General features: G+C 78.7%; 15 protein-coding genes. 5 read left to right on the top strand and 10 right to left on the bottom strand.

Translation table 11 applies throughout. The features are described 5' to 3' along the window. The first annotated feature begins 205 nt into the window (after positions 1-205). Positions 206-679 (top strand): thioesterase family protein, encoded by a 474-nt coding sequence (locus ACFY07_RS15645; protein WP_230650143.1) that lies wholly within the window; start codon positions 206-208, stop codon positions 677-679. 98 nt (positions 680-777) lie between these two features. Continuing rightward, complete coding sequence (locus ACFY07_RS15640; RefSeq protein WP_390869143.1) at positions 778-1,644, top strand: hypothetical protein; 867 nt, start codon at positions 778-780, stop codon at positions 1,642-1,644. 182 nt (positions 1,645-1,826) lie between these two features. Here ACFY07_RS15640 and ACFY07_RS15635 read toward each other — a convergent pair whose 3' ends face one another. The 3 genes from ACFY07_RS15635 to ACFY07_RS15625 all read right to left on the bottom strand — a co-directional run bounded on the left by ACFY07_RS15635 (position 1,827) and on the right by ACFY07_RS15625 (position 4,578). Further along, positions 1,827-2,231 (bottom strand): globin, encoded by a 405-nt coding sequence (locus ACFY07_RS15635; protein WP_390869142.1) that lies wholly within the window; start codon positions 2,229-2,231, stop codon positions 1,827-1,829. An 83-nt stretch (positions 2,232-2,314) separates the two neighbouring features. Beyond that, positions 2,315-3,664: an ABC transporter permease gene (locus ACFY07_RS15630; RefSeq protein ID WP_390869141.1), complete on the bottom strand. Its 1,350-nt coding sequence runs from the start codon at positions 3,662-3,664 to the stop codon at positions 2,315-2,317. Next, the gene (locus ACFY07_RS15625) at positions 3,661-4,578 is read right to left on the bottom strand and encodes an ATP-binding cassette domain-containing protein (RefSeq protein ID WP_390869140.1); all 918 of its coding nucleotides are present in this window, start codon (positions 4,576-4,578) and stop codon (positions 3,661-3,663) included. Before ACFY07_RS15625 ends, ACFY07_RS15630 begins: the two co-directional genes overlap by 4 nt. Before the next feature lie 122 nt (positions 4,579-4,700). On the opposite strand from ACFY07_RS15625, the gene ACFY07_RS15620 reads away from it, so the two are divergent. Continuing rightward, positions 4,701-5,873: a methyltransferase gene (locus ACFY07_RS15620; protein ID WP_390869139.1), complete on the top strand. Its 1,173-nt coding sequence runs from the start codon at positions 4,701-4,703 to the stop codon at positions 5,871-5,873. A 100-nt stretch (positions 5,874-5,973) separates the two neighbouring features. Here the strand turns inward: ACFY07_RS15620 and ACFY07_RS15615 are convergent, their stop codons facing one another. The 6 genes from ACFY07_RS15615 to ACFY07_RS15590 form a co-directional block, all read right to left on the bottom strand. Then, on the bottom strand, positions 5,974-7,104 hold the full coding sequence (locus ACFY07_RS15615; protein ID WP_390869138.1) for an FHA domain-containing protein: 1,131 nt from the start codon (positions 7,102-7,104) through the stop codon (positions 5,974-5,976). Positions 7,105-7,388: 284 nt separating this feature from the next. Beyond that, positions 7,389-8,678: a PP2C family serine/threonine-protein phosphatase gene (locus ACFY07_RS15610; protein ID WP_390869137.1), complete on the bottom strand. Its 1,290-nt coding sequence runs from the start codon at positions 8,676-8,678 to the stop codon at positions 7,389-7,391. A gap of 528 nt (positions 8,679-9,206) precedes the next feature. Continuing rightward, a complete protein-coding gene (locus ACFY07_RS15605; RefSeq protein ID WP_390869136.1) occupies positions 9,207-10,613 on the bottom strand; it encodes a hypothetical protein in 1,407 nt (468 codons plus the stop codon). 341 nt (positions 10,614-10,954) lie between these two features. Next, positions 10,955-11,956 (bottom strand): glycosyltransferase family 2 protein, encoded by a 1,002-nt coding sequence (locus ACFY07_RS15600; RefSeq protein WP_390869135.1) that lies wholly within the window; start codon positions 11,954-11,956, stop codon positions 10,955-10,957. A 214-nt stretch (positions 11,957-12,170) separates the two neighbouring features. After that, complete coding sequence (locus ACFY07_RS15595; protein ID WP_230650114.1) at positions 12,171-12,452, bottom strand: DUF4190 domain-containing protein; 282 nt, start codon at positions 12,450-12,452, stop codon at positions 12,171-12,173. 876 nt (positions 12,453-13,328) lie between these two features. After that, entirely contained in the window at positions 13,329-14,453 is a 1,125-nt protein-coding gene (locus ACFY07_RS15590; protein WP_390869134.1) for a mechanosensitive ion channel family protein, read from the bottom strand. Between the two features lie 310 nt (positions 14,454-14,763). Here ACFY07_RS15590 and ACFY07_RS15585 point away from each other — a divergent pair, with 310 nt between their 5' ends. Beyond that, positions 14,764-15,426, top strand: coding sequence for an HNH endonuclease (locus ACFY07_RS15585; protein WP_230650111.1), 663 nt, complete (start codon positions 14,764-14,766; stop codon positions 15,424-15,426). Between the two features lie 141 nt (positions 15,427-15,567). On the opposite strand, the gene ACFY07_RS15580 is transcribed toward ACFY07_RS15585, so the two are convergent. Further along, a complete protein-coding gene (locus tag ACFY07_RS15580; protein ID WP_390869133.1) occupies positions 15,568-19,860 on the bottom strand; it encodes a beta-N-acetylglucosaminidase domain-containing protein in 4,293 nt (1,430 codons plus the stop codon). Between the two features lie 398 nt (positions 19,861-20,258). Here ACFY07_RS15580 and malQ point away from each other — a divergent pair, with 398 nt between their 5' ends. After that, positions 20,259-22,481, top strand: coding sequence for a 4-alpha-glucanotransferase (malQ, locus tag ACFY07_RS15575; RefSeq protein WP_390869132.1), 2,223 nt, complete (start codon positions 20,259-20,261; stop codon positions 22,479-22,481). Positions 22,482-22,519: the final 38 nt, after the last annotated feature.

Here is a 22,519-nt window from a genome sequence, read left to right as displayed (position 1 = left end):
CGCCCAACCACCACTATCCCCCCCCGGGGCGGCGCCCCCCCCCCCGCCCGCGGGCCCGGGGGCCCCCGGGGGCCCCGGCGGCACCCGGCCCGGCGGGCCGCCCGTGCGGCGGCCCGCCGGGCCGGTGCACGTAGGCTTGCGGGACGACGGGGCTCCGGTACGGCTGCGGGCCTCCCGCAGGACGAGGACGAGGAGAGCACCACCCGTGGCACGCCACATCTACGCATGCCCGATGCGCTGGTCGGACATGGACGCCTTCGGCCACGTGAACAACGTGGTCTTCCTCCGCTACCTGGAGGAGGCCCGGATCGACTTCATGTTCACCCAGGCCGCCGAGGCCGGGGCCGGGGAGTTCGCGGGCGGATCGGTGGTGGCCCGCCACGAGATCGACTACCTCAAGCCTCTCGTCCACCGGCCCGAGCCGGTCACCGTGGAGACCTGGGTGACCCGGCTCGGCGCAGCCTCGCTGCACGTCTCCTACGAGGTCAAGGACACCGACGCCGCCGGCCGCGAGACGGTGTACGTCCGCGCGTCCACCGTGGTCGTCCCCTACGACCTGGCGGCCGGCCGCCCCCGCCGGATCTCGCCCGTGGAGCGCGCCTTCCTCAGCCGCTTCATGGACGGCGCCGACGACGACGCCGGCGTGCGCGCCGGTGCGGCCGAGGGGGCGGCGGCCTGAACACCGCACCGGCCCCCACCGCGTCCGACGCGCGCACACCCGCCGCCTCGGGCGCCGCCGCCTCCGCGGAAGCCCCGCGGACGGGCGGCAGGCCCGCCGTGACCGCACTCCGCCTCGCGGACGCCGGGGAGGGCGCCGACCTGGCGTCGTTCCTCCAGCGGCTGCTCCGCTACGACCGCGCGGCGGCGGTGCGGCTGCAGGCCGCCCCGGTACCGGCTCCCGGGCCCGTCCCCGGTCGTGCCCCCGCCCCCGGGTCCGTCCCCGCTCCCGGGCCCGCTCCCGCTCCCGGGCCCGCTCCCGCTCCCGGGTCCGTCCCCGGTCCCGGGTCCGGCTCCGCACCGGGCGGGGACGCCCGCCCCGGCGCCGCCGGAACGCCGACCGGAACGCCCGCCGGAACGCCCGCCGGGGTGCTCGCCGTCTTCGGGCGCCTGCCCCTGGGGGCCTCGGGCACCGTGGCCGTCCGCGCCGTCCGCCTCGCCGGGCCCGTCGAGCCGCTGGACGCCACCGTCTCCGCCGGGCAGCTGCTGGAGGCCGTCGACGAGTCCGGCCCCTCGCTGTCCGTCCCCCCGGGCGTCACCGGACCGGCCTGGGCGGGCATGCTGCCGCCCCGCGGCGGCTGGCGGCCGCTGGGCGGTCCGCTGCCCGGCGAGCGGATCGCCGCATCCGTCGCGGCCGCCGTCGCCGAGTTCCGCGCCCGCAGCGAGGCCCTGGCCCCGGAGGATCGGACCCGCGCGGCACTCGACGCGCTGGCCGACGAGATCTGGTCCCGCCCGCTGGAGGACGCTCCCGAGCTCCCGCTGCGGGCCGCACACGCCGCCCGGGTGCTGGGCTTCGTCCGTCCCGGGGCCCCGCTCGGCGCCTTCGCGTCCGGCGCGTGGCTGCGCCTGAGCGCCCCCCACGGGTCGGTCGCGCTGCGCCGCGCTCCCGCCCCGGGCAGCGGCCTGGGCCTCACCCCGCTGGGCTGACCCCGCCGTCCCGGCCCGCAGCCCCGTCCCCCGTCTCGCGCCCGGCGCCCCCGCCTGCTGGCGCCGCCGGGGGACGCCGGGGGAGGGCCGAGGGCGCCGGGGCCGCCCCGGCACCCGCACCCGGCCGCCCGCACCCGCCCGCTCCGACCGGTCGTCGGGCGGGTCCGGGCGGGCCGGGTGCGTCAGCCGGGGGTGTTGACCATCGAGGCGGCCGCGTAGGTGAGGTAGTCCCACAGCTGCCGCTCCTGTTCCGGGGCGAGCCCGAGGCCGTCGAGGGCGGTGCGCATGTGGCGGAGCCAGGCGTCGTGGGCGGCGCGGTCGACGCGGAACGGCACGTGCCGCATCCGCAGCCGCGGGTGGCCGCGGCGCTCGCCGTAGGTGCGCGGGCCGCCCCAGTACTGCATCAGGAAGAGGGCCAGCCGCTCCTCGGCCGGGCCCAGGTCCTCCTCCGGGTACATGGGCCGGAGCAGGGGGTCCTCGGCGACGCCCTGGTAGAAGCGGTGCACGAGGCGGCGGAAGGTGTCCTCGCCGCCGACCGCGTCGTAGAAGGTCTCCTCGCCGGTGGTGCCGCGCCCGATCTCTGTCACCCCACCATGGTCGCAGAAGCGCCGGGCGGGCCGGCGAGGGCGTCCCTCCCCGGCCCGCCCGCCCGCCCGTGCGGCGGCACCGGTCAGGCGTCCTCCCAGCTGAAGAGGCGCCAGGCGATCCCGGTGAGCACGGCCGCGAACAGCAGCAGGCCTCCCATGGTGGGCAGGGCGTCGCCGAAGCCGCCGCCCCGGGTGAGCACGCTCTGCACCGAGGTGACCAGGTGCCGCAGCGGCAGCACCTCGGAGATCCCCTTGAGCCAGGAGGGCGCGTCGTCCATGGGGAAGAACGACCCGGACAGGAACGACATGGGGAGCACGATGCTCTGCGCCATGCCGTTGGCCGCCTCCTGGGTCTTGGCCACCGCGCCGACCACCAGACCGATCGACATGAACGCGATGATGCCGCAGACCACCAGGGGGACCGCCAGCCACCAGTGCCCGGTGAGCCTCAGCCCGAAGAAGGGCAGCGTGGCCACCGAGACGAAGATCGCCGTCTGCACCAGCCCCGTGAGCAGGCTGACGCCGACCCGGGAGGCGACGATGGCCCCCGCGCTCACCGGGGCGAGCCGGAGCCGGCGCAGCAGCCGCTTCTTGCGCCAGGAGACCAGGGTGAGCGCGGCGCTGAAGACGGCGCCGGTGGCGATCGCCCAGCCCAGCAGGCCCGGGGTGAAGAACTGGATCGCCTTGATCGACTCGTCCTCGACCTGCGCGCTGCGGAGCCGGTACGCCGGGGGCCTCCCGCTGGCGTCCTGGTTGGCCTGCTGGACGAGGGCGTTGACGACGCCCTGGACGGCGCCCGCGCGGACCTGGTCGGCGGCGCTGAAGCGGAGCACCACGGTGCCGGAGCCGTCCTGCTCGATCAGGGCGTCCAGGTCGCCCTTGCGGACCTTGCGCAGCGCCTCGGCCTCGTCCGGCATGCGGGTCACGGTGAGGACCTTGTCCAGGTCCTCCCTGGCCGGGCCCTTCAGCGAGTCGACCACGGCCACCGGGCCGACCTGGGCGACCTTGGCGTGGGGGCTGGAGGCGCTCTTGAAGAGGGTGCCGAAGAGCACCAGGAACATGAGCGGGAAGAGCACCACGAAGAAGAGCGCCGACCGGTCCCGCAGGAAGGCGACGACCATCACCTTCGAGAGGCTCCCGAAGGCGCTCACGCCACCGCGTGAGGCGCGCGGCGGGTGCGGGTCGCGCGGGGCGGGCGGGGCCGGGGCGGCGGTCCGGCCGTCGGGGTCGGGCGCCCCGGGGACGGGCGCCCCGGGGACGGGTGCCCCGGGGGCGGTGGCGGCGGCGGGTGTGCGCGCGGCCGGGAGGCCGGCCGCGCCGCGGGGGACGGCACCTCCGGGGGCGGCGCCGTCGTGGGTGTCCCTGCCGGGCGCCGTGCCGTCGGGGGCGGCGCCGTCGGCGGGGCCCCGTACACCGGTCCGGTCGTCGGTCATGCCCGGTACTCCCGTCCGGTGAGGTGGAGGAAGACGTCCTCCAGGGTGGCGCCGCGGACCTCGAGCCCGCGCAGGGCGTTGCGCTCGGCCAGGGCGGAGAGCACCGGTGCGGGGGTGCGGGTCGAGGCGGAGAGCGTCGTGCCGTCGTCCTCGACGCTGACGTCCCCGGCGCCGGCCGCGGCCAGCGCCTCGCGCAGGGCGTCGGCGCCGACCACCCCGGACTCCACGCTGACCCTGACCTTGTCGTCCAGCTCCCGGACGAGCGCGGCCGGGGCGCCGGTCCGCAGGACCCTGCCGTGGTCCATGACCGAGACGCGGTCGCAGAGGATCTCGGCCTCGTCGAGGTAGTGGGTGGTGAGGACGACGGTGCGACCCTCGGCGTTGATGCCCCGCAGCAGGTCCCACAGGTTGCGCCGGGCCTGCGGGTCGAGGCCCGTGGTGGGCTCGTCCAGGAAGACGAGTTCCGGGTCGTGGACCAGCGCGCAGGCGATGGAGAGGCGCTGGGCCTGGCCGCCGGAGAGCTTCTCGGCGCGCACGCTCCCGAACCCGGCCAGCCCGACGCGGTCCAGCATGGTGTCCGCGGCCCCGGCCCCGACCCCGTAGAGGGAGGCGAAGGTGCGGATGGTCTCACGCGCCGTCAGGCGCTCGAAGAAGGCGGAGGCCTGGAACTGCACGCCGATGCGCGGCAGCAGGCGCGGGTTGCGCGGCCACGGGCTCTCGCCCAGCAGCTCGACGCGGCCCTCGTCGGCCTCGCGGATCCCCTCCAGGATCTCCAGCGTGGTGGTCTTACCCGCCCCGTTCGGCCCCAGGATGCCGTAGAACTCGCCCGACTCGACGGTGAGTGACACACCGTCGACGGCCTGGATGTCCCCGTACCGCTTCCGGATTCCCTCGGCGGCTATTGCAGCTGTCATGACACACCACCCTAGGGGCGCAAAGTGACCACCGATGGTTTTTTGCCCGGCCTTCGGGACCACTTCGCGGCAACGCGCCGCCGGGCAGCGCGGCGGGCTGCCGGAGGTGCAGAGTAGGGCCCATGAAGCAGCGGTCAGGGGAGGCCGGCGGGGTGCGGGAGCCGTGGGCGGGGCTGGTGGCGGAGCTGGCGGCGCAGGGCGCCCTGGACGATCCGGCGTGGCGCACGGCGTTCGAGGAGGTGCCCCGCCACGCCTTCGTGCCCGCCTTCCACCGGCCCCTGCCCGGGCAGGGCTGGGTCCGGGCCGCCGCGGACGACCCCGACCCGCGGCGGCGCGCCGACTGGGCCCGGGGGGTGTACGAGGACACGGCGCTCGTGCTGCGCCTCGACGGGGGCGCGGCGGCGGCGTGGTGCCGGAGGCCCTTGCAGACCGCCCGGCTCCTGGACGGCATGCAGGCCGGGGACGGGCAGCGGGTGCTGGAGGTCGGCACCGGCAGCGGGTACGGCGCCGCGCTGCTCGCGCACCGGCTCGGCGCGGAGCGGGTGTTCACCGTCGGCCCCGGGCCGGCCGAGGAGCCGGCGCGGCGGCTGGCCGACGCCGGGTACGGCGGTGTGACCGCCGTGTCCGGGGACACGGCCAAGGGGTGGCCGGCCGGCGCCCCGTACGACCGGGTGGTGGTCGCGGGCGACGTGTCCGGGCCGGCGGCCGTCTCCGCCGACTGGGTGGCGCAGTGCCGCCCCGGGGCCGCCGTCCTGGTGCCGGTGGGCGGCGCGCTCGTCCGGCTGCGGGTGGCGGCCGACGGGACGGCCGCCGGGCGCTTCCTGCCCGTACCGGTGCGGCTGGGACCCCTGCACGGACCGCCGGGTGCGGGCGGCGGCGCGGGTGCCGGCGGCGGCCGCGACGGGACGAGGGCGGCCCGCCGGACCGGCTGGCTGCGGGCGCGGCGCTCGCGGACCGGCATCCGCCCCGAGGGCCCGGCCTTCCTCTTCGCCCTGGGACTCGCGCGGCCGGAGCTGGAGGCGCGGGCCGCGTACGACCGCGGGCGGCGCAGCACCTGGCTCACGGTGGCGGCGCCCGACGGCTCGACGGCGCGGGCCGCGCCGGACGGCGCGGTGAGCCGGACCGGCCCGCAGGAGGTCTGGCCGGCCGTGGAGGAGCTGCACGACCGGTGGACGGCCGAGGGCCGGCCCGGGTGGGAGCGGTTCGGGCTCACCCTGGCCGGGGACCGGCAGTGGGCGTGGCTGGACCGGCCGGACCGCGCGTGGGCGGCACCGGGGCGGCCCGGGGCGCCCTGAGGCGCCCGGGCTCCCCGCCGCCCCCGGTCCGTCCCGTGCCCCGGTCGGCCCCGTGGCCCCGGTCCGCCCCGTGGCCCGGCCGGCCGGGGCACGGGGCCGGTCAGACGCGGTGGACGGTGATGGTCGTCCAGGCGCCCACGTGGATGCGGTCGCCGTCCCGGAGCGGGACCGCGGTGTGGGGGGACACGGGATCCGCGCCGCCGTTGACGGTGGTCCCGTTGGTGGAGTCCTGGTCGACCAGGATCCAGCCGCCGTCGGGCTGCTCCTGGAGCAGGGCGTGCTGGTGCGAGGCGCCCGGGTCCTCCGGCGGCACGGAGAGGTCGATCTCGGGCACGGTGCCGCGGTGGTGGCTGCGGCGGCCGATCCGCAGCTGCCCCCGGCCCGTCATCGGGATGCGGCGCTCGGGGCAGTAGGGCGGGAAGTACAGGCCCTGCGCCTCGGGGCCGCTGCGGGCCATCATCTGCTCGAAGTACTCGCGGTCCGCGCTCACGACCGCGACCCACGCGGTCCTGGCGGGCTGCGGGGGCTCGGGGGTGTGGTCCGGGCGGTCCGGGCGGGACGCCTCCCGGGGCTGCCCGTACTGCCCGTAGCCGTCGGACTGCCCGTACCGGTCGGACGGCCCGTACGGCTCCGGCCGCCCGTACTGCTCCGGCCCGCCGTACGGGTCGGCCTGCCCGTACTCCCCGGGCCGGCGCGTGGGCGGGACGAGGCGGAAGTCGGTGTCGTGGCCGCCGTAGGAGGGGGCGGACCCGGGCACGCCGGGACCGCCGGCCCCCGGGCCGCCCCTGGATCCCGCGCCGGGCGCCTGCGCCGGGGCGGCCGGCGCGCCGCGGTCCGCGTAGGGGGCCGCACCGAACGGGTCGGCGGCGGGCTGCCCGGGCTGCCCGGGGTGGCCGTAGCCGTACTCCGGCCGCTCCTGCCGCCGCGGGGGCTCGGCGGCGGGCTGCCGCGGCGGCGAGGAGAGGTCGTAGTCGTAGCCGCACTCCTCGCAGTACCGGCCGCTCTGGGGCGTCCGGCAGATCGGGCAGGTGGCGAGGACGTCGGTGGCCTCGGGCTCGGCGAACGGAGGGGGCGCCATCGCCCCGGCGGACGGCGGCGGTGCGGCCGCGTAGGACGGCCCGCCCCGGCCGCCCTGGGCCATGGGGAAGCCGCAGACGTCGCACCAGTCCTCCGCGTGCGAGTCGTGGCCCCGCGGGCAGATCGGCATCAAGGCCCCCTGTTGCTTCTTCACACGTACGGTCTTCGTCGAGCGGATGCCGGGGCCCCCGGACCGGTCCCGCCCGCATGCTTCCGGAACCGAACGGTACCTTCCCGGCCCCCGGCCGCGCCGACCAGCTCGGACGGTGGGCGGAAGGCGTGCCCGCCGCCCGGGGCGCCGCCGGGCCCAACCCCTCAGCCCGCAGGGCCGGTTGGCGGATCAGGGCCACCGTGCCGGTGCGGCCCGGCGCCCCGCGGACGCCGCCCCGGCCGGGACCCCGGCCGGAGTCCGTCCCGGACCCCGGCCGGGGCCGCCGCTCAGGCGGTCGGCGGCTCCGCGACGGGGAGGTCCACCAGGGTCGGCTCCGGCGGCGTCTCGGGACGGCGCCCCGGGGCGGGCGGGAAGGGCAGGACGGCCACCGTGATGTTGTCGTGCCCGCCGCCCGCGAGGGCGAACCGCACCAGCTCCCGCGCCGCGTTCAGCGGCTCGGTGCGGGCGTCGGCGGGGACGGCGTCCGCGAGGTCGGTGGCGGCCTCGGCGTAGTTCCACAGGCCGTCGGTGCAGACCAGCACCACACCGGGGACGTGCGGCGTGAAGCTGACGGTGTGCGGGTCCGGCTCGCCCGCGTCGGCGCCGAGCCAGCCGGTGATGGCGTGGGCGCGGGGGTCGGCGTACGCCTCGGCCTCCTCCATCAGCCCGGCGGCGACCATGCGCGCGGCCCACGAGTCGTCCTCGGTCAGGCGGTAGGGCTCGGCGGACTCGCGGTCGTCCGGGATCCAGTAGGCGCGGCTGTCGCCGACCCAGCCGATCGTCACCGCGCCGCCGGCGGCGACGGCGCTCACGCAGGTGCAGGCCGGGGAGTTGCGGCCCGGTTCGGGCTCGCCGCCGTCACGGGCCAGGGCGTCGACGGCGCGGGCCGCGTCGAGGAGCGCGTCGTGCATGGCGCGGACGGGCCCGGTACCGGACTCCAGGGCGGTGAGCAGGGACTCCGATGCGGTGTCGGCCGCGGTCCGTGACGCCTCGTCGGGGCGGGTGGCGGAGGAGACGCCGTCGCAGACCACGGCGACCACGGCGGAGCCGCCGTCGGGCAGCGAGGTGGCGGCGACGGCGAAGGAGTCCTCGTTGCGGTGGTGCCGCAGGCCGCGGTCGCTGACCCCGGCCACGCCGTCCAGCGCCTGCTCCGTGCGGTCCCCGGAGCTGCCGGGCGCGGTGCCGCAGGCGCCGCACCGGCCGTCGGCGGCGGCGCGTCCGCCGCACCGCGGGCACGGCGGCCCGTCCGCGGCCTCCTCCCGGTCCCGGCCGGACGCCGCGGCCCCGCCGTCCTCCCCGTGCGCCGCCCCGCCGTGCGCCGCCCCGCCGTGCGCCGCCTCGCGGTCGCGGTCGTGGTCCCCGTCGCGGCCGCCGTCCTCGTCGTCCTCGCCGTCCTCGTGGTCGAGGAGCAGCCGGGCTGGCGCGGCGAGGACGAAGTCCCCGGTGCCGCCCCGGGGCGCGGCCGGAGGCGCGGACGGAGGCGCGGCGCCGGCCAGTTCGGCTCCGCACGCGCCGCAGAACGCGTCGTCGGGCTCCAGCGGCTCCGCGCAGGAGGGGCACACGGTCATCTGCGGCATCCTTGTCACACCCACGTCCTGGGCCGGGTACGGTCCGTGCGCTCCACGAGGACGGACCGGGTCTCCTGCCGGTCCGCCAACCGGGCCGGCACCCGGTAGGAGTCCTTTGGGGCCCTGCGCAGTTCCCGCTGCGGGGCGGAACCTCCCCGCAGGGCGGGGGGCGTGCCCCGGCCGGGGGCCGCCGGAGGCGCGGCCGCCGCACCGGCGGCGGCCCGGCCCGCGGTCCGGGCCGGATGCCCGATGGCGGGGTGCCCCGTGCTGTGGTGCCCGATACCGGGGTGTCCTGTGCCGGGGTGTCCTGTGCCGGGATGCCCTGTGCCGGGGTGCCCGGGGCCGCCGCGCACGGCGCCCCGGGGGGCAGGCCCGCGCCCGGCGCGGCACCCGTCCGTGCCGGCCCCGTGCGTGCGGCCCGCCCCTGCTCCTGTCGCGCCCATGTTCTCCTTCCCCCTGTTCCCCCTGGTCCGGGCGGTTCCCCTGCCCCGGACGCCGTGCGGCCAGTCCCGTGCGCGGCCGGCCCCCCGGGTGCCGTCAGTCCGCCGGCCCGCCCGCACCCTGCTCCGCGACAGGCTCCGCGACAGGCTCCGCGACAGGCTCCGCGACAGGCTCCGCGACAGGCTCCGCGACGGACTCCGCGGCGGGCTCCGGCACCGGCCGCAGCGCCTGCTGGTAGCGCGCCACCGCCGACTCGGCGGCCCGCAGGTCGCACGGCGCGCTCCACAGCAGCCGGCGCGCCTTCTCGTACCGCTCCACGATCTCCGGGTCCCCGGAGAGCCCGAGCCGGGCGGCCACCGCCCGGTACGCGTCCAGCCGCCCGCGCAGCTCGGCCCGGACCGCCAGCGGCCCGGTCACCGCCGTCAGCGCGTGGCGGGCCCGGACCAGCTCCTTGGCCGCCGCGTCCTCCAGCGCGTCGAGGAGCGGCGCCAGCCGGTACCACTGGCCCTGGCGGCGCAGTCCGGCCGCTGCCGCCACCCGCTCCCGGAGCGCCGACGCGGGGCCGGGCACCGCCGGCACCTCGGCCCCCGCGATCCGGGCCAGCACCTCGCCGCGCGCCCGGCGGGCCTCCGCCAGCGTCGCGTCCGCGCGGACCAGCAGCTCGGCGACCTGCTGCAGGCGCTCGTCGGCCTCGTCGCGCACCCGGAGCAGGCCCTCCAGCTCCACCCGCAGGTCGTCCAGCGCGCGGGCCGCCCGGTCGAAGCGGGAGGTGTCCACGGTGCCCGGGAGGGCGCTGCGCGGGTCCCCGGGCCGGGGGCCGCCCGGTGCCCACAGCGCCAGCGGGTCGCGGGCCACTTCCGCCCGCAGGGCGGCGAGTTCGGCGCCGAGGCCGTCCAGGGCGTCGCCCGCGGGGTGCGTCCCCGGCAGCACCCCCACGGAGCGGGCCAGCGCCTGGACCCGCTGCAGCTCGGCCGCGAGGAGGTCGATGCGGGCGGCCAGCGCGGACCGGACGGCGTCGGCCGCGGACACCACGTCCGCGACGGCCGCGCACCAGGCGTTCATCCGCTCGACCAGCCCGTCGAGGGTCAGCTGCTCGCTCGGCCGGGCGGAGCCGGCCAGGGCCCGCGCCGCGTCCGCCGCACTGCCGGGCGGCACCTGGCCGGCCGGGACGGCGACCCCGGCGCCCCGGAGCAGTCCGGTGAGCTCCGCCAGTTCGGTCTGGCCCGGCCTGCCGCGGCGCGAGCGCACCGCGCGTGCGGCGGCCAGCGCCTCCGCGTACCGGTCGAAGAGCGACCAGAGCAGGGCCAGTCCCTGCTCGGCGACGGCCCACCGCTCGGCGGTGCGGCCCTCCAGGACGGCGCCCTCGAGCAGGCGCCTGCCCGGATGGTCCTGCAGCGCGAGCAGCGCCGCCTCGACGGCGTCGCGCTCCGCGCCGAGCCGCACCAGGGCGCGGTCCGCCTCCTCCCGGTTCATCACCGGGCCCGCAGGTCCCGTCAGCGCCATGCCCCGCCTTCCTCGTCCGTCCGTCCGACCCGGAGCCGTCCGGCCCTACGGACGGTACCGTGCCGCCGACGGCACGGCGGACGGCCCGGACGGGGAGGGGGCGCCGGCGGGACACGCCGACGGCCGTGCGCGGTCCGCCCCCGCCCCCGCCCCCGCCCCCGTGCGTGAGGACCGGTCGGGCCCGCCGGCCGCCCGCAGGAGGGCGCCGGCGTGCCCGAGGGCATCCTTCTCCACCGCATCCCGCGCCGTCGAGCCCCCGGGCGGGGCGTCCGGCCCCCGCGCGGACGCGCGGGGCGCCCGGCGGGCCGCGGACCGCCGGGCGCGGGACGCCGCCCGGTTGCTCAGCGGAGCCGGGAGGCCACCCTGCCCCCGGCGATGTGCGACAGCTTCGCGATCTCGTAGGCGCTGTAGGAGCCGCCGGCGAGCAGGGAGAACTTCACGCCCTCCCGCCCCTCGGGCCGCCGGTGCCCGGCCGGGAGGTACCGCCGGTGGTGGTCGGCCGCCGCCCGGAAGAACGCCTGCCGGGACGCCCGCGGCACGCAGCCGCCGAGCTCCAGGACGAACAGGCAGTGCCGGACCATCCGGTCGAAGAGGTGGACGCGCACCGGCTCCGCCGCCGGACCCAGCGCCTCCACGTGGGCGAAGGCGCGCTCGTACTGGCCGAAGATGTCGAAGTGGCTGCTCCCCGGCGACCCCGCCGGGTGCAGGGTGTGGCGCCGGTGGAGCTCGACGCACTCGCGGGGGAGGACCGCGGCGCTCCGCGCGGCCAGCATCGCCCGCACCACCACCGGCACCTCCTCGTACAGGCCCTCGGGGAAGCGCAGGCCCTCGCGCACCCACAGCTCGCGGCGGACGAGCCGGTCCCAGCTGTGGGCGGGCGCCCCGAACAGCTCGGGCCGCTCCAGCGGGGCGAACGTGCCGGACGCCGCCGCTTCCAGCAGTTCCGCGGCGGCTCCGGGCCGGCGGCCGGCGTGCAGGTGGGCGTGGCCGAACAGCAGGACGTCCGGGTCGCCGGCCTCCCGCAGCCGGTCGGCCAGCGCCTGCAGGGCGCCGTCGGCCAGGGTGTGGTCGGCGTCGAGGAAGAGCAGGTGGCCGCCGCGGGCCCGGTCGGCGCCCGCGCTGCGGGCCTGCCCCACGCCCACCGCCGCACCGAGCCTGAGCACCGCCACCCGCGGGTCGCGGGAGGAGGCGGGGAGCGTCTGCGGTGTCTGGGGGGAGCGATCCTGTACCACCAGGACCTCGACGTCGGCGAAGGACTGCCGCAGGACGGAGTCCAGGCAGTCGCCGAGCCGTCCGGACTCGTCGTGGGCGGGGACGACGATGCTGATCAGCGGTGCGTGCACGGTCGACGACCGTAGGCCGAGGCCCGCCGTCGGGCAAGTGCGCGCAGGCCGGCGGCGGGCCTTCCGCGCCGAACGTGCCAGCGGCGGGCACGGGACCTTCACCGGCGGCGGGGCGCGGGGGCGGGGGCGACCGGCGGCGGGCCGGCCCCCGCCGAGGCGGGAACCGGCCCGTGAGGTGCCGTCAGGTGCGCGGGCGGCCGCCCGCGCCGCCCGGTCACATGTGCCAGTACAGGCCGTTGCCGCTCATGGCGGCGATGCCGACGATCGCCAGCACGGTGGCGATCGCGCCCAGCACCAGGCCGACCACGGCCATGGTGTGGTCGCCGCCGCGCGCCCCGCGGGTGCGGTTCATCGCCAGGTAGCCCGTGACCACGGCCACCGGGCCGAGCACGATGCTGAAGACGATCAGGCTGAGGATGCCGGTGATGAGACTGGCGAGGGAGAGCGCGTGCGCGTTGCCCCGTGTGACGTGGTTGCGGTGCCCGTAGCCTGCCATGTCGTGCTCCTCCCGGAGGTTCTGCGGGACCGGGCCGCCGGTGGGGCGCCTGATCCGCGGTCAGGTGGTGTCCTCCACGCGGCTGCCCCGGGAGCGCGGCCGTATGCCTGCGCCGCCGCGCCCGCCCCGGCACCCCGCTCCTCCCGGCCCCCGCTCCTCCCGTCCGCCCCCGCCCGCTCCCGCCTGCGCCGCCCGCCCACCGCTCTGCCTGCCCCGGCCGCCCCGTCCGCCCTGCCCCGCCCGCCGCCGGAGGCTCCCCGTGACCGCACGGCGACGCACGGTGAAAATGTGCCGCGGGTCACACTCGCTGACTCTCCGTCACGCACCGCGTGCGGAGGGTGCGGAAAATGCGGGGAGAGGGCATTCGGGAGCGCATTCACCGCTACCCAACGTCATAGATTCTTCAGGATTGAACATATGACCAGGAAGGTCGGTTTGACGGGGGACCGTCAGCAGTGAAGGATCTCCGTTGTGCCGCCCGCCGGACCAGTCCGGAAGCGGCACGAGGAGTGCGGACGGTCGTACGGGAAAGCCCTTCGGGCCCCCGGCCGCGTGTATCCCCGGGCAGTTTCCGGCCTGCCCGGTGACAGCGCGGTAAATACGGCAGACCGCATATCCGGGAACCGGCGCGGCGGAACCCGGGAAAGGGGTGGATACGGCTGCCGCCGCCGCTCCGCACTCCGACCGGTCGCGCGGCGGGCCAGTTCCGGGCCCGCCGCACGGCCGGCGCGGCGCCGGCCGGGGGGCCGGTCGGCGCCGCACGCCTCCCCGCTCGCATCGAGCGGACAGCACGCGGCCCCGGACCCCTCCACGGGGTCCGGGGCCGCGTCGCATGCCTCTGCACGCCTCCGCGCGCGCCTCTCGGGCCGGCGGGGCTCAGCCCTTGCCCGCCTCCTGGCCCGCGGACGGCTCCGCGCGCGGCACGGGGGCGTCCCCCGCGGGCACCGCCTCCGTGACCGCCACCGCCGCCGCTGCGGCCCCGTCCGCCGCGTCCGCCGCCGGCACCGCGGTCACGCCCTCGTCCTTGAGCCGGATGCCCGCCGCGTCGAACGCCGCCTTCAGCCGCGCCCGCAGCGTGCGGCCGACCAGGCCCGCCCGGCCGGGCATGGTGCGGGCCTCCACCCGCAGCACCACCGAGTCGGCGGCCACCTCCTCGACGCCCAGCACCTGCACGGGCTCCCAGAGCATCTCGTCCCACGGCGCGGACTTCGCCATCTCCTCCGCCGTCGCCAGGATGACCGCCTGCACCCGGTCCAGGTCCTCGCGGTAGCCGACCTGCACGTCCACGGCGGCGGTCGACCAGCCCTGGCTCATGTTGGCGATCCGCTTCACCTCGCCGTTGCGGACGTACCAGATCTCGCCCCCGGCGCCGCGCAGCTTGGTCACCCGCAGGCCCACCTCCAGCACGGTGCCGCTGGCCACGCCCGCGTCGATCTCGTCGCCGACGCCGTACTGGTCCTCCAGGATCATGAAGACGCCGGAGAGGAAGTCGGTGACCAGGTTCCGGGCGCCGAAGCCGATGGCGACGCCCGCCACGCCGGCGCTGGCCAGCAGCGGGGCGAGGTTGACCCCCAGGGCGGACAGCACCATCAGCGCCGCGGTGCCGAGGATGGTGAAGGACGCCACGCTCCGCAGCACCGAGCCGATCGCCTCGGACCGCTGCCGCCGCCGCTCGGCGTTGACCAGCAGCCCGCCCAGGCGCCCGGCGCCCGCGGCGCTCTCCTCGGCGCCCCGCGTCATCCGCGCGATCAGCTGCGTGATCATCTTGCGGACCACGGCCCGCAGCACCAGGGCCAGGACCACGATGAAGATGATCTTCACGCCGCCCGCGACCCAGCCCTGCCAGTTCTGGTCCACCCAGCTCGCCGCCTGGTCGGCGCTCTGCTGGACCTGGGTCAGGCTGGTGGGGGTGTTGCCGAGCAGCCCGTCGGAGGAGGGGCTCGGGGACGGGGACGGGCCGGCGCCTGCGGCGGGAAGGCCGGCGCTACCGGACGGTGGCACGGTGGAGACCCTTCGGTTCGGGGGCGTTGGGACCCCTCACCCTACCGGCGCAGCCCGCGACGCCCGCCCGGACCGGGACGCTCGGTGAGCGTCCGGACGCGGAACGGCGCCGGTCGGGGGCGATCGGGGGTGAACCGGGCCGCTCCGCGGGGCATACCGCCTGTGGGAGAACACACACCTGGTCCGTTACACGGGATTGGTGGCGCCGTGGCCAGGCATGCGGCGACACTGAGGGGAGATCGCGCAGCGATGCGCGACACCCGCTCGTCCCGGCGCGAGCCACGCGCCGTAGGCGTACAAGGAGGCATCCGTGCCGCATGTCCTCGTCCTCAACGCGTCGTACGAGCCGCTCGGCGTCGTCTCGATGCGCCGCGCGCTCATCCTCGTCCTCAACAACAAGGCCGTCAGCCTGGAGGACTCGGGGATCACCCTGCACAGCGCCACCAGCGCCGTCACGGCGCCGTCCGTCGTCCGGCTGACCCGCTTCGTGCGGGTCCCTTTTCGAGGTCCCGTCCCGCTGACCCGCCGCGCGCTCTTCGCCCGCGACAACGGCCGGTGCGTCTACTGCGGGGCCGCCGCCACCAGCGTGGACCACGTGGTCCCGCGCAGCCGCGGCGGCCAGCACCGCTGGGACAACGTGGTGGCGGCCTGCCGCCGCTGCAACCACGTCAAGAGCGACCGCCACCTCTCCGAACTCGGGTGGCGGATGAAGCGACCACCCGCGCCACCCACGGGCCTCGCCTGGCGCATCATCGGCACCGGGCACCGGGACCCGAGGTGGCGCCCCTACCTGGAGCCGTACGGCGGCCGCGAGCAGTTCGACGCGCCCGACCGCCCCGGCCTCCCCGACCGACCCGACCTCCCCGGCCTCGCCGACCCCTCCGGCCGGCCGGCCGTCCCCCTCGACCGCTCCCCCCACGGGCGGACCCTCCACGACCACCGCGGCGAGCCCGCACAGCAGCTCTCCGCCTGACCCGCTGCCGTCCCCCCGCCCGGCGGGTCACGGCACGGCACGCCTCATGGGCCGGCGGCGCGTCCCCGACGGACGCGCCGCCGGCCCTCCGCGTTCCGGCCCGGTCCCGGTCCCGGTCCCGGACGGTACCGCCCCCGGCCGCTACGGCGTCCGCGGCAGCTCCGTCGCCTCCGGCGACGGCACCTCCGCGTCCGGCGACACGGAGGCGAACGGCGAGGCGGGGACGGACGGCGTGGCCGGGGTGTACGGGGGCGCGGGCACCGCCGGGGGAGCGCCGTCCCGCTCCGGGGCGGGTACCGGGGCGGCCGGCTCCCGGCCGGCCGGCGCCGCGGCCCCGTACACCTCCACCGAGGAGAGCGAACAGCCGAACCGGTTGGCGGCCAGCACCCCCTGGACCCGTACGAAGCGGGCGTCCGACGCGTCCAGCCGCACGGTCTCGGTGCCGCCGTGGCCGTCCTCCACCGAGGCGGCGGTGGTCCAGGAGACACCGTCGGGCGAGGTCTCCACCCGGTAGGCGACCGCGTAGGCGTTCTGCCAGCCGAGGACGGCGTCGTCCTGCCAGTGCAGCACCACCGAGCCGAGCCGGGCGGCCTGCGGCAGCTCCAGCTGCAGCCAGGAGTCGTCGCCGCCGGAGGAGGCCCAGCGGGTCGCGGGGTCGCCGTCGACGGCGGCCGAGGCCGGGTGGCCGTCGCGGTCGCCGGACGAGGTGGCCGCGGCGCCGCGGGCCAGGTCCGGGCCGGAGACCGGCGGCACCACCCTGACCTGCAGCTCCTCGCCCACCGTGCGGCCGTCCGCGGTGAACTCCACCGGCACCCGGTACACCCCGCTCGGCGTGCCCGCCGCGGCGGACACCGCCAGCGGCACGGCCAGCCGGCCGCCGCGCGGCACCGTCACGGTGGCCGGCGCGGAGGCGGTCAGCCCCTTCGCCCCGGCCGGGAGCCGCAGGGTGAAGCGCCCGGAGGCCGCACCGGCCCGGGTCGCGCTCAGGACGGCGCCCGCCGTGGCCGGCCGCGGGTCGCCCGCCACCACGTCGAGCACGCTGCGGGACACCTCCAGCCGGGCGACGGGCGTGTCCGCGTACCAGGGCACGATCTCGTTGACGACCGGTGCCTCGCTGCCGTCGGTCCAGGTCAGCCGGACCGCGTCGGCGCGCTCGCCCCCGGCGGCCAGCTCGGTGTAGCCCGGCCGCAGCGACCCCAGCCGGGTCCAGGCGCCGCCCGGCCGCCGCACCTCGACCTCGGCCTCCGCCCGGACGGAGGGGTCGGTGAGCACCGAGACCCGGTCCAGCGGGCGGTCGGCGCCGAGCTCCACCACCAGCCGGCGGTCGGCGGGGGTCGGGGCCGCGGCCGCCCGGTAGGCGGTGTCCGGGTCGCCGTCGACGGCGGCCGAGGCGGGGGAGCCGGGCACGGCGGGCGGGCCGCCGTCGGCGGTCGGCTCGCCGGCGCCGGGCGCCGTCACCGTGAACTCGCGGACCGCCACCGTCTCCTCCTGGCCCTCGGTGGCGCGCAGCCGCACATAGCGGGCGACGGTCCCCGGCGGCAGCGCCGCCGAGACGGTGCGGGCGTCGGAGACCTCCGTGACCCGGTGCCAGCCGCCGTCGCCGTTGGAGTACTCCAGCACCGCGTGGTGCAGGTAGCCCTCGTCCACGTCCTCCCCGGCGGCCGAGTCGGCGTCCGCGTCGGAGGACGGGTCGCCGGACGGGTCGCCGCCCGGACCGGCGGCCGCGCCACCGGAGGGGGCGGCAGAAGGGACCGCCGCGCTTCCGTCCGCGGCCCCGTCCGGGTCCGCGGAGCCCATCCGGACCGTGATCCGCCCCACCGGCCGGTCCGACCCCAGGTTCACGCCCACCGAGTCGTCCCGCTGGGGCGGCGCGTCGCTCCAGAAGAAGGTGTCCGGGTCGTCGTCGGTCATCATCGCCGCGCCGTGGCCGGGCTCCGGGCCCATGGTGGTGGTGGCCCGGCCGCCCGCGCCGCCCGTGCCCGCCCACGCGTCGCCGGTCCGCAGCACCCGCCTGAGGAACGGGTCCAGCACCCCGGCGCCGACCGTGGCCGACCCGCGGGCGATCTCCGCCGTCAGGCCGCGCAGCTCCAGGCGGGCCCGCCAGGCCGCCGCGCCGTCCCCGCCGCGCTGCGCCATCAGCATGTCCACGGCCGCCCGCCCGGCGCGGCCGTAGCGGCCGAGCTGCTCCAGCCACGGCCCGGCCTCGTCGGCGAGCGCGCCGCCCGCCACCGGCCGCAGCGCCTGCTGGGCCCGCTCCATGGCGCCGAAGGCGTCGCGCAGCGCCCCGGCCGCCTGTGCCAGCTCCGCGTCGCCGCCGCTCCGCGCCGGTGCCTGCGGCCCGGCGGCGGCCTTCCCGGCTGTGGCCTTCCCGCCGTCGGCCCTCCCCGCGGCGCCGGCTTTTTCGCCGCCGGGCCGCCGCTCGTCCGACGCGGCGACGGTGGGCTCCAGGGCGGCCCAGAAGCGCCGCAGCAGCGGCTGCAGGTACGCCGACTCCCGCCCGTCCAGCGGCGAGGAGGCGCTGTTGGCCGCCAGGGTCCGCAGCGCCTCGCCGGCCGCCGCCCCCGAGCCGTCGGCCAGGGTCCGCAGCGCGCCGCGCCACGAGGCCGCCGGGTCGTACCCGACGGGGTTCCAGGCGTAGTCCGCGGCGGTGGACAGGGCGATCCGGGAGGCGACGGGCTGCTCCATCGCGTTCACCAGCAGCGCCGCCGAGCCGGTGGCCACGCCCGCCTCGCGGCCGGTGTACGGGCCCAGGTAGAGCCGGTCCTCGGACCAGTCGTTGACCGGGTAGTTGTCCATGGTGACCAGCGGGTGCGCCAGGACGGCCGCGGTCCCCCGCAGCTGGTCCGCGCCGATCCGCCGCGGCACGACGCCGACGCCCGTCCACGCCACCTGCACGGACGGCGGCAGCTCCTTCGCCAGCGCCCTGCGGTACGGCGTCGCGCCGACCTGGTGGTACTCGGTCGGCATCACCGTCAGCGGCGCGGCCCCCTGCCCGCCGTGCACCGCCGCGAGGCCGTCCAGCACCCGCCGCACCAGCCGGCCCTGCGCCCGGGCCGCCGCCTCCGGGCCGGTCCCGTAGGCGGAGCGGTCGGCGCGGCAGTGCCACTCGTCGTACGACACGTCCGGGAACTGCAGCTGGAACGACCGGAAGCCCAGGCCCCACAGCGACTCCAGCTTGGCGACGAGCGCCCGCACGTCGTCGTCGGAGGTGTAGCAGAGGGACTGGCCGGGCGCGAGGGCGTACCCGGGCACCACGTGGTTGCGGGCGGCGCGCTCCGTGAGTGCGCGCAGCTCCGCGGCGCGGGCCGCCGGGTAGGGCTCGCGCCAGCGGGAGACCCGGTAGGGGTCGTCGCCCGGCGCGTAGAGGAAGGCGTTCTGCTTGGTGCGGCCCAGGAAGTCGATCTCGGAGAGCCGCTGCTCGGCCGTCCACGGCTGCCCGTAGAAGCCCTCGACGGTGCCCCGCACCCCCGTTGACGGCCAGTCGCGGACGGTGACGCCCGGCAGGCCGCGCCCGGTGCCCCCGTCCCGGCCGCCGGAGGGGACCGCGGTCACCAGCTGGCGCAGGGTCTGGGCGGCGTGGAAGGTGCCCTCGGCGTCGACGCCGGCGAGGACCACGGCGCCGTGGGAGCCGCCGCCGGGCAGGGACAGGCGGCCCGCCGACAGCACGTAGCCCCCCGCGGGCAGCCCGGCGGGGGACGGCGCCTGCGTGTCGGGGCGGCCCGCGGCCGCGGCCAGTTCGCGCAGCGTCCGGTCGGTCGCGCCGTCGGCGTCCTCGGCCGCGCCGCCGACCAGCACGGTCAGCCCGCCCGCGACGGGGGCGGGCGCCTGCGGCACCACCCGGACGTCCCGGGCCCCGGCCCCGAGCAGCACCTCCCGCACCGCGTCCACGGCGCCGGGGTCGGCCGCGGGCGCGGCGACCAGCACGACCCGGCGGGGCACCGGCACCGCCTGCCCGCCGGCCCGCACGTCCTGCGGGCGGGGCAGGACCTCGGGGACGGCCGGCGCGGTGTGCCCCTCGCCGGTGACCACCGCCGCGCCGTCCGCGGCGACGGCCGCCGCGCCGCCGTCCCGCCCGGCCGCGGCGGCGGGCTGGGCCCCCGCCACCAGTCCGCCCACGACGGCGGCCGCCGACAGGGCGGCGGTGGCGCGCAGGGTGGCCCGCCGGCCGCCCGCCCGGGAGCGGGGGAGGGGCCGGCCGGGCGCGGTCGCGGCACGCTCCGCGCGGACCTCCTCCAGCAGCGGGTCGGTGCCCTTGAGGTCCGCGATGAGCCGGTCGGCGGTGAGCGGCGCGATCCGGCGCGCGGTGCGGGCGGTGGTGCGGCGGGCGGCGAGCGCCGCGGGGTGGTGGACGACGTCGCGCAGGACGGCGCTGCGCTCCAGCCGGCGGCGGAGCTGGACCCCGGCCGCGGCGGGCACCGAGAGGCGGGTCTGCACGGGTCCTCCTACCAGCGGGTCGTCCGGCGGCCGGTGAACCCGGCCACGGCTGACCCCGCGGCCTCACGGGCCGCGTGCGCGCCGCGCGGATTCGGCATGAGCCCACCATTCGGACGGCGGGGGTGTCAACGCCTCCGGCACGTATGTCCTTTTTGTCGCCACCGATCGACCGGCCGCGCCGCCCGCCCCGCCCCGGCCGCGCCGCCCGCCCCGCCCCGCCCCGGCCGCGCCGCCCGCCCCGGCCCCCGGCGGGCCCGGGCCGCTCACGGCCGTTGGACCGGAGCGGCGAAGAAGCGCCGGCGGCGGGCGCGCCGGAGTGCCGCAGGCGGGCGGGCGGGGTAGGTGTCTTCCCGTCACCCGTTCCCGCACGGCGTCGCCGACCCCCGAGGAGCCCGACGTTGTCCGCATCCCTGGACAGTGCAGCAGCAGGCAGTGCAGCAGCCGACGGGGCGGCGTCCGCCGGCCCCGGCGCCCCGCCGCCCGACGGTGCGCTCGCCGAACTGGCCGCCGCCCACCGGGTCCACACGGAGTACGACCCCGGCAGCGGCCCGGTCGCGGTCTCCCGGGACACCCTGGTCGCCGTCCTCGCCGCGCTCGGCGTCGACGCCTCCACCCCCGAGGCCGTGCGCGCCGCCCTCGAGGAGCACCGCCGCCGCGCCGCCGCCCGTCTGCTGCCGCCGTGCGTGGTCGCCCGCGCGGGCCGCCAGGTGTCGGTCGCCGTGCCCGCCGGGGCCGAGCTGTGGGTGGAGCTGGAGGACGGCGGCGTCCGCCGGGTCGCGGCCGGCGCGGGCACCCCCGCCCGGGTGCTGCCGCCCGACCTGCCGCTGGGCCGCCACACCCTGCACGCCCGGCTGCCCGACCGCACGGCCGCCGCCCCGCTCGTCGTCGCACCCGCCCGGCTGGAGCCGCTCCCCGGCCGCAGCTGGGGCTTCCTGGTGCAGCTCTACTCGGTGCTCTCGGAGCGCTCCTGGGGCATGGGCGACCTCGCCGACCTCGCGGACCTCGCGCAGTGGTCCGGCCACGCGCTGGGCGCCGGGTTCGTCCAGGTCAACCCGCTCCACGCCGCCCTGCCGGGCACCCCCTCCGACCCCTCGCCGTACCGGCCCTCCTCGCGCCGGTTCCCCGACCCCGTGCACGTCCGGCCCGAGGCGGTGCCGGAGTACGCGTACCTGCCGCCGAAGGAGCGGGAGCGGGCCGACCGGCTCGCCGCCCGCGGTGCCGCGCTGCGCGACACGGTCCTGCTCGAGGAGGGCCTCGTCGACCGCGACGCCGTCTGGGAGCTGAAGCGGGAGGCCCTGGAGCTGGTCCACCGGGTGCCGCGCTCCGTCGGCCGCGAGGCCGCCTACCGGGCGTTCCTCGCCCGCGAGGGCGGCCGCCTGGAGGACTACGCCACCTGGTGCGCCCTCGCCGCCCTGCACGGCGGCGACTGGCACCGCTGGCCGCAGGAGCTGCGCGACCCCGCGGGCCCGGCCGTGGCCCGTGCCCGGGAGGAGCACGCCGAGGCCGTCGAGTTCCACCGCTGGCTGTGCTGGGTGGTCGACGACCAGCTCGCCGCCGCCCAGGACGCCGCCGCCGGCGCCGGGATGCCGGTCGGCCTCGTCCACGACCTCGCCGTCGGCGCGCACCCCGACGGCGCCGACGCCTGGGCCCTGCAGCGGGTCCTCGCCGAGGGCATCTCGGTCGGCGCCCCGCCGGACGCCTTCAACGCCCACGGCCAGGACTGGGGCCTGCCCCCGTGGCGGCCCGACGCCCTCGCCGAGGCCGGCTACGCCCCCTACGCCGACCTGCTGCGCGGCGTCCTGCGGCACGCCGGGGCGCTGCGCATCGACCACGTCATGGGACTGTTCCGGCTCTGGTGGGTGCCCGCGGGCCTGCCGCCGACGCAGGGCACCTACGTCCGGTACGACAGCGAGGCGATGCTCGGCGTGCTCGCCCTGGAGGCGCACCGGGCGGGCGCCGCCGTCATCGGCGAGGACCTCGGCACCGTCGAGCCGGGCGTGCGCGAGGAGCTGGCCGACCGGGGCGTGCTCGGCACCTCCGTGCTGTGGTTCGAGCGCGACTACGCGCCGGACGGCTCCGGCGGCCCGCTGCCGCCCGAGCGGTGGCGCGAGCAGTGCCTGGCCACCCTCACCACCCACGACCTGCCGTCGACCGCCGCCCGCCTCTCCGGCGAGCACGTGGAGCTGCGCCACCGCCTCGGGCTGCTCGCCCGGCCGCTGGAGGAGGAGCAGGCCGCGGACGACGAGGAGCGCGAGGAGTGGCTGGGCGAGCTCGCCCGCGAGGGCCTGCTCTCCGTGCCGCCGTACGGGGAGGGACCGGCCGCGGACGAGGACGCGCCCGGCACCGGCCCCCACCTCCCCGACGCCGTCGCCGCGCTCCACCGCTACCTGCTGCGGACCCCGGCGAAGCTGCTGGGCGTCTGGCTGCCGGACACCCTCGGCGACCCGCGTCCGCAGAACCTGCCGGGCACCTGGGACCAGTACCCCAACTGGCGGCTGCCCGTCGCCGACGCCGCCGGACGGCCCGTGACGCTGGAGCGGCTGGCGGCCGCGCCCCGCACCGCCGAGCTGGCCGCGGTCATGGCGGGGCTGCGCGGCGGCGGGGACGGGGGGACACGCTGAGCCGCGGGGCGACCCCGGCGCGCGGCTCCGGCCGCGAG

The sequence above is a fragment of the Streptomyces sp. NPDC001380 genome (assembly GCF_042895785.1).
In the GTDB taxonomy this organism is placed as follows: Bacteria; Actinomycetota; Actinomycetes; order Streptomycetales; family Streptomycetaceae; genus Peterkaempfera.
The sequence above is the reverse complement of the archived record's forward strand: the minus strand, read 5'-3'. Positions and strand labels throughout refer to the sequence as shown.

What these genes read in the sequence shown, in the direction of transcription:
- ACFY07_RS15610 (WP_390869137.1), bottom strand. Translation starts at nt 8,678, where the DNA reads ATGCCGCAGATGACCGTGTGCCCCTCCTGCGCGGAGCCGCTGGAGCCC.
- ACFY07_RS15595 (WP_230650114.1), bottom strand. Translation starts at nt 12,452, where the DNA reads ATGGCAGGCTACGGGCACCGCAACCACGTCACACGGGGCAACGCGCAC.
- ACFY07_RS15605 (WP_390869136.1), bottom strand. Translation starts at nt 10,613, where the DNA reads ATGGCGCTGACGGGACCTGCGGGCCCGGTGATGAACCGGGAGGAGGCG.
- ACFY07_RS15630 (WP_390869141.1), bottom strand. Translation starts at nt 3,664, where the DNA reads ATGACCGACGACCGGACCGGTGTACGGGGCCCCGCCGACGGCGCCGCC.
- ACFY07_RS15625 (WP_390869140.1), bottom strand. Translation starts at nt 4,578, where the DNA reads ATGACAGCTGCAATAGCCGCCGAGGGAATCCGGAAGCGGTACGGGGAC.
- ACFY07_RS15620 (WP_390869139.1), top strand. Translation starts at nt 4,701, where the DNA reads ATGAAGCAGCGGTCAGGGGAGGCCGGCGGGGTGCGGGAGCCGTGGGCG.